Source organism: Gallintestinimicrobium propionicum (assembly GCF_025567525.1).
Taxonomy (GTDB): domain Bacteria; phylum Bacillota; class Clostridia; order Lachnospirales; family Lachnospiraceae; genus Gallintestinimicrobium; species Gallintestinimicrobium propionicum.
Window position 1 is genome coordinate 141,851 of sequence record NZ_JAOQJY010000002.1, and the last position, 12,153, is coordinate 154,003.

Annotated in this window: 10 protein-coding genes; all 10 read left to right on the forward strand. The window is 50.1% G+C overall.

Going from position 1 to position 12,153, the window contains the following annotated elements; genetic code table 11:
• Positions 1–16: 16 nt before the first annotated feature.
• The 10 genes from OCV62_RS02715 (at position 17) to OCV62_RS02760 (ending at position 12,138) form a co-directional block, all read left to right on the forward strand.
• Entirely contained in the window at positions 17–1,312 is a 1,296-nt protein-coding gene (locus OCV62_RS02715) for a hypothetical protein (protein ID WP_262585005.1), read from the forward strand.
• The gene (locus OCV62_RS02720) at positions 1,309–2,394 is read left to right on the forward strand and encodes an acyltransferase family protein (RefSeq protein WP_262585006.1); all 1,086 of its coding nucleotides are present in this window, start codon (positions 1,309–1,311) and stop codon (positions 2,392–2,394) included. The genes OCV62_RS02715 and OCV62_RS02720 overlap by 4 nt, the downstream gene beginning before the upstream one ends.
• Positions 2,395–2,480: 86 nt before the next feature.
• On the forward strand, positions 2,481–3,569 hold the full coding sequence (locus tag OCV62_RS02725) for a glycosyltransferase family 4 protein (RefSeq protein WP_118495778.1): 1,089 nt from the start codon (positions 2,481–2,483) through the stop codon (positions 3,567–3,569).
• A 6-nt stretch (positions 3,570–3,575) separates the two neighbouring features.
• On the forward strand, positions 3,576–4,598 hold the full coding sequence (locus OCV62_RS02730; RefSeq protein ID WP_262585007.1) for a glycosyltransferase family 2 protein: 1,023 nt from the start codon (positions 3,576–3,578) through the stop codon (positions 4,596–4,598).
• A gap of 12 nt (positions 4,599–4,610) precedes the next feature.
• Positions 4,611–5,717, forward strand: a complete 1,107-nt coding sequence (locus tag OCV62_RS02735) for a glycosyltransferase family 2 protein (protein ID WP_262585008.1) — start codon at positions 4,611–4,613, stop codon at positions 5,715–5,717.
• Positions 5,718–5,925: 208 nt separating this feature from the next.
• A complete protein-coding gene (locus OCV62_RS02740) occupies positions 5,926–7,092 on the forward strand; it encodes a polysaccharide pyruvyl transferase family protein (protein ID WP_262585009.1) in 1,167 nt (388 codons plus the stop codon).
• A gap of 82 nt (positions 7,093–7,174) precedes the next feature.
• Complete coding sequence (locus tag OCV62_RS02745; protein ID WP_262585010.1) at positions 7,175–8,407, forward strand: glycoside hydrolase family 88 protein; 1,233 nt, start codon at positions 7,175–7,177, stop codon at positions 8,405–8,407.
• 74 nt (positions 8,408–8,481) lie between these two features.
• Positions 8,482–10,005: a lipopolysaccharide biosynthesis protein gene (locus OCV62_RS02750; RefSeq protein ID WP_262585012.1), complete on the forward strand. Its 1,524-nt coding sequence runs from the start codon at positions 8,482–8,484 to the stop codon at positions 10,003–10,005.
• On the forward strand, positions 10,002–10,928 hold the full coding sequence (locus tag OCV62_RS02755) for an alpha-1,2-fucosyltransferase (protein ID WP_262585014.1): 927 nt from the start codon (positions 10,002–10,004) through the stop codon (positions 10,926–10,928). Before OCV62_RS02750 ends, OCV62_RS02755 begins: the two co-directional genes overlap by 4 nt.
• A gap of 169 nt (positions 10,929–11,097) precedes the next feature.
• Positions 11,098–12,138: a DUF3298 and DUF4163 domain-containing protein gene (locus tag OCV62_RS02760; protein ID WP_262585015.1), complete on the forward strand. Its 1,041-nt coding sequence runs from the start codon at positions 11,098–11,100 to the stop codon at positions 12,136–12,138.
• Positions 12,139–12,153: the final 15 nt, after the last annotated feature.

The window sequence follows — 12,153 nt, forward strand, 5'->3', positions numbered from 1 at the left end:
ACAGGAAAGGAACAGCATGGCAGAGCAGATTGCACATACGAAAAATGGAAAAATAGAACAGTTCGGCAGGATCTGCTTTTATGCAGGGCTTCTTTTGGAGCTTCTGATTGTCATCCTGGACAAGAGTTCGTGGATCAATCCGTTGGAAGGACAAATGTTCCGGGTCAGCTTTCTGCTGTTTGCCTGCAAGCTCTGTGTGACGAAGTATTCCAAAAAAGAATGGCTTGCTGTGCTGGCGGCAGGAGTCATTGCGGGGCTGTGTTATCTTGGCTCGGATCGGGATGAAGCGGTTCGAGCGGTTGTGTTTGTTGCGTCGATGAAAGGGATTGACCACAAAAAGGCACTGCGGGTTGTTTTTTATGTGACGCTTACCGGAATGGCAGTGCTGGCGATGCTTTCGCTGGCGGGCGTTTTGGGCGAGGTTTGGGACGCTGGCGCTGGCTATGGAATCAAAGAAGGCAGCAGGCGGCTTTGTCTTGGCGTCGGCAACAGCAATGCGCTTGCGATTATGATCTGGGCGTTGATGACGCTCGGCATTTATCTGTTCCATGAAAAAATGAAGCCGGTGCACTGGATGCTTCTCGGCGTATTGACAGTTGGCGTTTACGCTGCGACGATGACGCGGACGACGTTTCTTGTCATGGCGGCAACGCTGGTGCTGGCGTTTGTGATGGACAAGTCCTCAAAAATCCGCGAAGGCAGCGTTGTCTATATCGGCGGAATGGCAGCGGTTGCGGCAGGCTTTGTCTTTTCTTTATACGCAGCGCATATTTCCAACTGGTATGAACTAATGCCGGACTGGGTGGTCAAGATTGACAGGATCCTGACTGGGCGTATTTCCAGTATTTATGCCTTTGAAAACGGCGGCGGCGTGCTCAGAAACTGGAAGCTGTTCGGCGATCCGAACTATGTGGAATATTTCGATATGGGTTATGTGCGCCTGTTTTTCTGGTATGGAATCATTCCGGGTGCATGCTGTATGGTGCTGCTGTTTCTCCTGATGCGTGTCTGCAGAACAATAAAGGATACCCAGGGCTTTGTCCTTGTGCTGTCCTTTGCGCTGTTTACGGTAGTCGAGGCGCATGCGGTATCGGTCTATCTGGCGCGCAATTATGTCCTGTTTTTGCTGGGAGCGTACTGGACGGCAATGCTTCCGCTGGGTGGGAAAGCAATCTGGTGGTGGCAGCTGCCGGGGGCTTTTTGGAAGCACGGTTCCAAAGCAGCGGATGGCAGCTTTGGGAGGAAAGCGACGGTTGGCAATTGCTCTGAAGTACAGGAGAAGGCTGCAACCATAAAGGAGGCTGCGAGATGACAGAAAGAGCAGCCGGACGAAAAAATACAACGCAGTTTGTTTTTGCAGAGAACAGTCTGGATATTCTCCGCCTGTTTGCGGCGCTGCAGATTGCGATCACGCATTATCTGAATCTGACAATGCTCACATATGGAAAAGACGGACCGGGGGATGGACTGCTGCTTGGCTTTAAAAGAGCGCTGACACTGTTCCCCGGCCTGATTATTCTCTTTAGCATCAGCGGATTTCTGATGGGAGAGACACTGATGCGGACACAAAACCGAAAAATATTTGCCCAAAAACGGATTCTGCGGTTGTATCCGGCGCTATGGGTCAACATTGTGCTGACGATGGGGATGCTCTCTTTGCTTCCCGGCGTCGTTTCGGGGCATGGGAAAGATCTGCTGACCTGGGCAGTTGTACAGGGCGTCGGTCTGGCCTATACGCCGTCCTTTTTGCAGGCGTTTGCGATAGAAAGCATCAACGGGACGCTTTGGGCGCTGATGGTGGAAATTCAGCTGTACGTTCTGGTTGCGGTGGTCTGGAAACGGTGTCTTGCCTGGAAAGACCGTACCTGGCATGTCCTCTTGGTGCTGACTGCGCTGTTAAATCTCGCCTGCGGCCTTTTAAAGAATTCGGGAGCGCTTCCCGGCGCGGCAGCTTCCCTGCTGGATCGAAGCTTCCTGCCGTATCTGGTCTGGTTTTTTGCAGGGCTATATCTGTGGCATTTTAAAGAGACAATTTTACAAAAACTGACAGGAAAATGGTTTATTCTGCTGATTGTATTTATCTGCTATAAAGTGTGCTGGCAGACCTTTGGCTGGAAGCTTCCGGGATATTATGCGGACCTTGTGACGAGCCTTTTGCTCCCGGTGGTTGTGCTTGCCTGCGCCTATGGCTGGAAAAAGCATCGCCTGAAAAATGATTTGTCCTATGGAATATTTTTATACCACTGGCCGTTGATCAATCTGGTATTTTACTGGAATCTGCCGAAAAAGATGCATCACATTCCGCTGTTTCTTTTGTATGTGGCAGGATTTCTTGCGTTGGCGTGCGCGTCGTGGTTTTTACTGGAACGCCATGTGTTGAAACGAAAACGCTGAAACTTATGCAGTAGAAGCAGCATAACATCATGAAATAGGGTACAGCAAACCGCGCATAAAATCACTGGCGCAATGGGAGAAAACGTATGAAAGTTGTAATGCTTGGTGCGGACCGCAGCGTAAAGGGCGGCGTATCTGCGGTGGTCAATAACCTGTACGAGGCGGGACTCGATCAGCGTATTGACCTGACCTATATCGGGACAATGGTGGACGGAAGCACGGCTGCGAAGCTGTTAAAAGGTGTTCAGGCGCTGTTGAAATTTGTCACTGTGCTGCCGAAAGCAGACATCGTCCATCTGAATATGGCGGCGGATGCGAGCTGCTACCGGAAGCTGATTTTTATGCAGATCGCCCTCTGGTTCCACAAAAAGGTTGTGATTCACGAGCACGGCGGAGATTTTCAGGGCTTTTATTATAAACGATGCAGCGCGAAACGACAGGCGTATATCAAAAAAATGTTAAACCGTGCGGATTTGTTTTTGGTGCTGACGGATGTCTGGAAAGATTTTTTCGCAGACATGGTGGATCGGGACAAAATCCATGTCCTGCAGAATGCGGTTCCGGTTCCGAAAATGCCGAAAACAGATTATAGCAGCCATACGGCGGTCTTTTTGGGACGGCTTTGTCCGGAAAAGGGAGTGGACGAGCTGTTGGACTGTGTAGAGGCGGTTTGGAAGAAGCACCCGGATTTTCATTTGGTGTTGGGCGGCTTCTGGGAAAACGGGACGGAGGAGCTGCAAAAGAAAGCAAAAAAACTGGAGGCGCAGGGAATTGTCGAATGCCCCGGCTGGGTATCTGCAAAGCAGCGCACCGAGCTGTTTGAGCAGAGCAGTATTTTTGTCCTGCCGACGTGGTTTGAAGGACAGCCGGTTTCTCTGTTAGAGGCGATGGCGGCGGGAATGTGCAGCCTGACGACTGCAGTTGGCGGGATTCCGCAGACCCTCGGGGAGCCGGAATGGAACAGTCTGCCGACCGGAAAAGACGGCTGCGGCGTGATGGTAGAGGCAAAAAACAGCCGGATGCTGACAGAGGCGCTGGAAGAACTGCTTTTGGATGAAAATTTGCGCCGCGAAATTGGTACAAAAGCGCGGATGCGGGTGCAGGAGTATTATGCGATAGATAATTATGTAAACCAACTGGTCAGCTATTACGAGAAATTGAGAAAAGAGGACTAATGTTGCATGGAAAAAAAGGTAAGTGTGATCGTTCCGGTTTACCGGACGTTGGAGTGGCTGGCGCGCTGTGTGCAGAGCATCACGGGTCAGACCTATAAAAATCTGGAAATTATTCTGGTGGACGACGGTTCGCCGGACGACTGCCCGGCATTATGTGACGACTGGGCGCAGAGGGACGACCGAATTCGCGTTTTGCATAAGGAAAACGGCGGTCTGGTGTCCGCGTGGATGGCTGGCGTGTCGATGAGCACCGGCGATTATCTGTGTTTTGTGGACAGTGACGACTGGATTGACGCCTGCATGGTGGAAAAAATGCTGGATTTTTCGTCCGACTGTGGAAAAGAGATCATCTGCGGCAATTATGTACAGGAGGAAAGAAACCGCAGCATCGAAATTTATCAGGCGATGGAGCCGGGCATTTATACGGGGCGCAGCCTGCAGGATCGGATTCACGGAAAACTTCTGGGGCAGGAAAAACGCCCGATCACATTGTCCCGCTGCATGAAGCTTTTTTCCCGTACTTTAATTGTTGAAAATATGAAATACTGTGACCCGTCCATTCGAATGGGCGAGGATATGGTCATCACCCTTCCGGCGCTTCTGGATGCGCAGCGGATTGTGGTCATGGAGGGCGCAGCGTGGTATCACTACCTGTTTTTGCGGGAGTCGATGGTGCACAGTTATGATGCCGGAATGTATGAAAATATCCGCAGTCTGGATAAAATTGTTCGCCAAATCCTTGCAGACAAGCATGCGCCGAACGCCCAAAAACAGGCGGATCGGGAGCTGCAGCTTCTGATGTTTCTGGAAATCAAGAACGAGGCGAGAAACGGACGGGAAGGCTGGAAAGGGCGGCTGCAGAAGGAATGCGGGGAAACAGAGCTGCAGGAAGCGGTCAAAAGAATGCCGCTTACTCCGACTGTTACGGAAAATAAGCTGATGTATCAGGTGCTGGCGCATCCGGAAAATACGGCAATGATGCAGCTTGTCCATTTTCTTTTGTGGGCAAACAGTAAGCGGCAGCGCTGAATGGAGAGTTGTATGGAATCAAAAAAGCAGGGACGGATCAGTATTATCATGCCGGTTTACAACGGCGTTTCCTGGATCGGGGAATGTATCGAAAGCATTCGGCAGCAGACGGATACGAACTGGGAGCTTCTGGTGCTGGACGATCATTCGACGGACGGAACGACGGAGCTGGTGTTTAAGCTGGCGGAAGAGGATTCGAGGATTTTACCGATTTTGCGTCAGAAAAACGGCGTATCCGCAGCACGTAACGAGGGACTGGAAAAAGCGCAAGGAGAATTTATCATGTTTGTCGATGCGGACGATAAGCTGGATCCGCAGATGCTCTCTGTGCTTCGGGCGACGCTGGGGCAGACAGAAAGCGACCTTGCGGTCTGTGATTACTATAGATGGAATGGTAGACCGGACGGAATTTATAACCGGTCAGAGGAGCTGCTAAAAACGGATGTAGAGCGGGAGAAAAATACTGCTCGGGCCAAAAAAGTGCTGCGTGCAGACGGCACAGAAAAAGCCGGGGCAGAAGCCGTTTCTCAACAACGCGCAGTTCGTGCGGAGGGCGTCCGTGTATACAATCGCTCAGAATATGTTTCGGACTATCTCCTGCGCGGAAATACCCGTTGCTGGAGCGTGTTATACCGCCGCAGTGCGATTGGACAAATCCGTTTCCGGGAAGACTTGAGCATCGGTGAGGATATGATGTTTCTGATGGATTTGCTGATGCAGATTTCCAGCGTGAGCATCACAGAGTATCGCGGCTATTTTTACCGGATTAACGAGCAGGGCGCGATGCTCAAGCCCTTTAAACCGAGCTACATGGATGAAATCAAAAGCTGGGAGCTTGCTTGCAGGCTTGTGGAAAAAGAGTTTCCGTCCCAGAAGGGGCGGGTATACAGTATTCTGGCGGTTTCTGCGATGCTGGCTGCCGGAAAAATTGCGCGCCTGTCCGGTGCTGAACGGAAAAAATACCAGACGGAAGTCGTACAGTGCCACAGTGCTGTCCAGAAAGGACTTGCTGCTTCCGGGGCAAAAGAGGAGCTGCCGAAGGGCTATCGGATAAAAACGATGCTGTTCACCGCCTGTCCGGCGTTGTATCTTGCGCTGTATCATCATTGGAAAGGTTGAAGTAACTGTTCCGTAGGTCTGCGCATTTACTGCGCTGACCGTAAGAAAACTTAGACTAGAAGGCAAAAATCCTATCGGCATAGCCGATTTGGAATGGATTTTTGCGCGTAACTGTGGGGGTACTGAACAGTTACAGGTTGAAAATAAGAACCGGATGCCGATGGATCGAATTGCTTTTGGATGACGCAAAAGCAGAATGAGAGGAATCATGAAAGACGATAAAATTGTTTTATATATGCATGCGGGAAGCGGCAACCACGGCTGCGAGGCGATTGTCAACAGTCTTTGCCGGATGCTTCCAAAACCGGCGATTCTGATGACGAACCGCCCGAAGGAGGATGAAACCTATTCCCTGAAGGAGCTTTGCAGTAGCTTTGTACAGGAAAAAAGCATCGAAAAGAATGTATTCGTGCATACCTGGTACTATTTGAAGCGAAAGCTTTTACACGACCCGGACTGCTTCATGGAATACCGGTATCAGGACATTTGCGGGAAAAATCTGCACCGTCTGAATATTTCCATCGGCGGGGATAATTATTGCTATGACAACATGCTCGACCGGCTAATTTCCGCAAACCGCATGTTCCACAAGCAGGGCGCTAAAACGGTTTTATATGGCTGCTCTATCGAGCCGGAGTTGTTAAAACGTCCGGAAATCATGGAGGATATGAAGCGCTATGACGCGATCGTCGCGCGGGAAAGCCTGACCTTTGCAGCACTGCAGGAAGCCGGAATTGACAAAAATATCCATTTATATCCGGACTCTGCTTTTTTACTGGAAACAAAGCTGGCTCCCCTGCCGGAGGGCTGGGCTCCCGGAAAGATGCTGGGCCTGAACATCAGTCCGATGATTGTGGACAATGAAAAGACTCCGGGCATTACGATGCAGAACTATAAAGCGTTGATTTCTCATATTTTAGAAACGACCGATCTGCATATTGCGCTGATTCCCCATGTGGTGTGGGAAAGCAATGATGACAGAAAACCGATCCGGCAGCTTTATGAAGCCTTTGCATCGACCGGACGTGTGATCGAGCTGCCGGATGGGTCCGCTCCGGAATTAAAGGGCTATATCAGCCGCTGCGAGATGTTTATCGGAGCCCGGACCCATGCGACAATCGCGGCATATTCCTCCTGCGTGCCGACGCTGGTAGTCGGCTATTCGATCAAGGCTCGTGGAATCGCAAAGGATTTATTTGGAACGGACGAGGGCTATGTCCTGCCGGTGCAGGCACTCGCCAAAAAAGAAGACCTCGTCAACGCATTTGACTGGCTGTATCAAAATGCACAGGCACAGAAAGCACACCTGCAGCAGATCATGCCGGACTATTGCAAAAAGGCAAAAGAAGCAGAAAACCTGTTGAGAGAGCTGTGAAAGCGTAAAAAATCAGAAGCAGTTGCGTGAAATACAATGCAGCCGTGCAGGCAGTTCATAAAAAACAGAGGGAGGGAAAATTGTGAGCCAGATACAGGAAATGATAAAACCGGCAGCAGCGATGCTGGATACTTATCCGGTGGTGACCACCAAACAGAAAATCAAACAGTGGATCAAGACCTGCATCCCGGGCATGACGCCGGAAAAGGTAGAGCGTTATTCCTGGCCTCAGGCGCTTCTTGCGATGGGGCTGTTGCAGGCATATGAGCAGACAAAGGACAAGACTGCGTTAAGCAGTGTGTTTTCCTATCTCAGACGGTGGAAAAACAGCGGATATCCCATCTCTCATGTGGATCATGTGATGAATGGAAGCGTTGCCCTGTGGACAGAAGAGATTTTGACGAGGGAAAAAAGGGAAGATGCAGAATCTCTGGAAGCGCTCTGGATCTGCCGGGAAGGGGCGGACATTTGCGCAGGCTGGATCAAAGCAGCGAAAAAAACTGCGGACGGCATCCTTGCGTACCGGAGCCAGCATCCGGACTGGCTGTTTGCAGATACCCTTGGGATGCTTTGTCCCTTTGCCTGTCGTTACGGTGTTCAGAAACAGGATAAAGAGCTGTTAAACCTCGGAATCCGTCAGCTGGAGCTCTTTTTCCAAAAGGGGATGGATGAAAAAACCGGTCTGCCCTATCATGGCTATGATGAAAAGAACGGCACGAAATACGGAATAATCGGCTGGGGAAGAGCCTGCGGTTGGATGCTGCTTGGATTGTCGCAGAGCATTTTGTGGATTTCAGAGCAGCCTGCAGGAGCAGAACAGACGAACAAGCTGCAGGCGGAGCAGCCTGCAGGAGCAGAACAGGCGAACAAGCTGCAGGCAGAGCAGTCAGCAGCGCAGCCGTCCTCCCAGTCTGTTGCCCGGGAGGGCTGCAATCGTCTGCTTTTACTGCAACAACAGCTCCTTGACAGCATTTTTGTATGGCAGCGCGCAGACGGTGGATTTTCCTGGCAGCTACAGGCACGGGAGGGACACCGGGATACCTCAGCAGAGGGGATGATCGGATATGGGGCCTGGCTGGCAGCAGAGACTGCAGCTGTGCAGCGTTCAGAGCAGTGGAGCCCTGCACTGAGCCGTCTGGCAGCTATCATGCAGACGAGCATCCGTGATGGGCGTGTCACAGACTGCTCCGGCGAATGCAAGGGCTTTGCGGAATATCCGCAGGTATACGGAACCTATCCCTGGGGCAGCGGCAGCGCGCTGGCCTTTCTGGCAGTGCAGCTTTTCAGGGAAGAGAATAACGATAGGGCAGAATGATCCTTATGCCCTATCACAGGACAAGTTCGATCAAACAGTTTGGCAGGAATATCAGGAGAACAGGACGAAAAAACATGGGAAGAGTCAGATATGCGACCAGAAATATAATATTCGGCTTTTTAGGGAGCGGGGCAACGACGCTGCTCAATTTTATCCTGCGGCAGGTGTTTATCACCCATCTGGGCGACACGCTTCTGGGCGTGCAGGATCTCTATAGCGAAATTCTGACGATGCTTTCCCTTGCGGAGCTTGGCGTCGGAACGGCTTTAAACTACAGCCTGTACGGTCCGGTAGCGCGGGGCGAGCGGGAAAAAATCAAATCCTACATGCAGCTGTATAAAAAAGCGTACCGCACCATTGCCATCGTGATTGCTGTCATCGGACTTGCACTGGTACCGTTTTTACCCTGGATTGTCAAAAATGCAGATTATCTGACCCTAAGGCAGCTGCGGGTTTACTATCTGCTGTTTCTGTTCAACACGGTGACAACGTATTTTGTTGCATATAAATACAGTCTTGCCAATGCGGAGCAGAAAAACTATATCCAGACGAACGCGGATGCCATCAGCAAAGCGGTTTCCGTGGTGCTGCAGCTTCTGGGACTGCTGGTACTGCCAAACTACCTGTTATACCTGCTGATCCAGGTCGCCGTGTCCCTCGGACAGAAGATTTTTATCAGCTGCTATCTGAACCGCAAATATCCGCTTTTGCTGGAAAAAAATGTGGAACCGCTGACAAAAGAAGAAACCGGAGCGGTGGTGGATAAGACGAAGGCGCTGATGCTGCACCGGATCGGGGATATGGCGCGTCTGCAGACGGATGCGATCATTATTTCGTCCTGTCTGGGTGTCGTCTGGGTCGGTCTGATCGGAACCTACAAGATGATCGTCAATTCCGTTTCGGGTTATGTAAACCTGATTTTCAACTCCGTCATTTCCAGCTTTGGAAATCTGATCGCGACGGAGAGCAGGGAAAAGCAGTTTCAGCTGTTTCTGGTGTATCGTTTTTTCGCGATCTGGGTATACGGATTTTCAGCGGTCGGATTTTTCCTGCTCCTGTCCCCGCTTGTGGAGCTCTACGTCGGAGCGGATCGCGTGTTGGCGACCTCGATTATCGCCTGGTATCTGACGGATTATTTCTTTAAGGGGGAGCGCGTCGTGCTTTCGAATTTCAAAACGGCGGCTGGCGTTTTTGAACAGGACAAATATCTGTCCATCCTTCAGGGTATCGTCAATCTGGTGGTGTCGATCGCTCTGGTGTTTAAAATCGGTCTGGCGGGCGTGTTTATCGGAACCGTCGTATCCGGACTGATTGCAAATATCACAAAACCGATCATTATTTATCGGGTTTGTTTTGAAAAAAGTGCGGTTTCCTATTTTCAGGAGTCCATCAAATATCTGCTCGTCATCGGAGCTGCGCTGGCAGTGCTCATTCCGCTGCAGAATCTGCTGATGCCGCAGGTGACGATTGCAAAATTTGCGCTGATGATCGTGATCATTACGGTTGTCTTTAATGGAATTTTTCTGATCGTGTTCGGCAGGACGGAGGAATTTAAATATTTGTACGGAATGGTAAAAGGGAGGCGGAAACGGTCATGATAATCGTAGAGGTGATGGGCGGACTGGGAAACCAGATGCAGCAGTATGCGTTGTACCGGAAGCTGGAGTCTTTGGGAAAAGATGCCAGACTGGATGTTTCCTGGTTTCTCGACAAAGATCGGCAGACAAAGGTGCTTGCAAGCCGGAAGCTGGAGTTGTCCTGGTTTGAAAATCTTCCTGCAAAATATTGCACACAGGAAGAAAAGCAGGCAATTCTTGGAAAAAATAATTTGGTCGGAAAACTGAAAAAGAAGCTGCTTGGGGGCAGCAACCAGCATTTTACGGAAAGCGATATGTACCATCCGGAAATCTTTGATCTGGAGGACGCTTATTTAAGCGGTTTCTGGGCATGCGAGGCTTATTATGCGGATATTTTGCCGATGCTGCGCAGCCAGATTCATTTTCCAGATCCGGAAAAAGGCGAAGGCTGGGATTTAGAGGCTGCCGCGAAAAATAAAGAAACGATGGAGCGCATGAACCAGGAAACCTCTGTAAGCATCCATATCCGCCGCGGGGATTATCTGGATGCACAGAATGCAGAGATGTTCGGCGGGATCTGCACGGATGCTTATTATGAAGCGGCGATTTCGTATATAAAGGAGCAGACACCGGACGCACATTTCTATGTTTTTTCAGATGACTCTGCATATGTGAAAAATGCCTATCCCGGAAAAGAGTTTACCGTCGTGGATTGGAATACAGGGAAAAACAGCCTGTTTGATATGCAGCTGATGAGCTGCTGCAACCATAATATCTGCGCAAACTCCACCTTCAGCTTCTGGGGAGCGCGGCTCAATCCGAGCCCGGATAAGGTGATGATCCGTCCGTCAAAGCATAAAAACAGCCAGAATATCGTGCCGGAGGAGATGAAAAGGCTCTGGGACGGTTGGGTGTTGATAGATGGAAAGGGAAGAATTATTTAAGAAAAGTTAAGAAAAGTTAAGAAAAGCGGTTCCTCGAATACGGTATAATAATGCTGACACACGGCAATTGCACATATTTTTTGAGGTAAAATGTGCAGCAGCGAACAAGACGGTACAAACTGGTAATTGGGCGCGTTTGCGTTGTTTTGTAGATTGAGGAGAAATTATAATGAAAAAGAAAATAGTTATATCTGAAAAAGTGACAGCGGTTATGCTTGCAGCAGCGATGGCCATTAGCATGACAGCATGCGGCAGCCCTGCAAAAGATATGCAGGGAGCAGCAGAAACAGCAGCGGATGAAGAAACAAGTACGGTAGAAACAGCAGCGGATAGAGAAACAAGTGCGGTAGAAACTGTATCAGAGATTGCCGGAAATACAACGGAAAGCACGGAGAATGCAGCGACAGACGCAGAGATTTTGGTTGCAGAAGACCCGGATACAGAAATTACAGCGTCAAATGAGAATACCGACATCAAGGTAACGGTAGAGGATCAGAAGGAAGAAAAGAAAAACGATGCAGGAGAGGTCCTGGTCACAATTAGCGTTCAGAAAGCCACCATCGAAGACAGCGGCTATGATGCACTGCAGAAGGTGCTGGATCAGCAGAGCGCAGATACCTATGAGCTGGCGCAGGAAGCATGGGGAGATATGCAGGCCTTCCTGGAAGACAGCGATTGGGAAACAACTGGCTCTTTATATGCCATCGAGGACACCATTTCCATGAAGCGTGGGGATGACAGGATCTTCAGCTATGTAACCACAGATTATTCCTATCTTGGAGGTGCACATCCGAACGTCGTTTATAATAGCTACAATTATGATACAAAGACTGGCAAAAGGCTGACGCTGCGGGATGTGACAGAGGATTACGACAGCCTGTATGCACAGGTTCTGGACACTCTGAAGGCTTTTCAGGAAGAGCATGAGGATTTTATGTTCTTTGAAGACTACGAGGATACTGTCAAGGGAATGTTTTACGGATTTTCAGCCGAAGAGGATTTGGAAGACAGCGGCATGACAGCTGCAGACAGGGAGGAAATTTCGGATACTGCAGGGACAGCGTCCGATATCGACAATATTCAGTGGTATCTGACCGACAATGAGCTGGTGGTGATCTTTAACCGTTATGATATCGCAGGGTATGCCTTTGGTCCGACTGCGGTACAGATTCCGTTCGAAACAGGGCTGGTAAAAGAGATTTATTCATGACAATAGAATGCTCGC

Coding starts and splice junctions, on each gene's coding strand:
- OCV62_RS02715 (WP_262585005.1), top strand. CDS start 17: ATGGCAGAGCAGATTGCACATACGAAAAATGGAAAAATAGAACAGTTC.
- OCV62_RS02720 (WP_262585006.1), top strand. CDS start 1,309: ATGACAGAAAGAGCAGCCGGACGAAAAAATACAACGCAGTTTGTTTTT.
- OCV62_RS02725 (WP_118495778.1), top strand. CDS start 2,481: ATGAAAGTTGTAATGCTTGGTGCGGACCGCAGCGTAAAGGGCGGCGTA.
- OCV62_RS02730 (WP_262585007.1), top strand. CDS start 3,576: ATGGAAAAAAAGGTAAGTGTGATCGTTCCGGTTTACCGGACGTTGGAG.
- OCV62_RS02735 (WP_262585008.1), top strand. CDS start 4,611: ATGGAATCAAAAAAGCAGGGACGGATCAGTATTATCATGCCGGTTTAC.
- OCV62_RS02740 (WP_262585009.1), top strand. CDS start 5,926: ATGAAAGACGATAAAATTGTTTTATATATGCATGCGGGAAGCGGCAAC.
- OCV62_RS02750 (WP_262585012.1), top strand. CDS start 8,482: ATGGGAAGAGTCAGATATGCGACCAGAAATATAATATTCGGCTTTTTA.
- OCV62_RS02755 (WP_262585014.1), top strand. CDS start 10,002: ATGATAATCGTAGAGGTGATGGGCGGACTGGGAAACCAGATGCAGCAG.
- OCV62_RS02760 (WP_262585015.1), top strand. CDS start 11,098: ATGAAAAAGAAAATAGTTATATCTGAAAAAGTGACAGCGGTTATGCTT.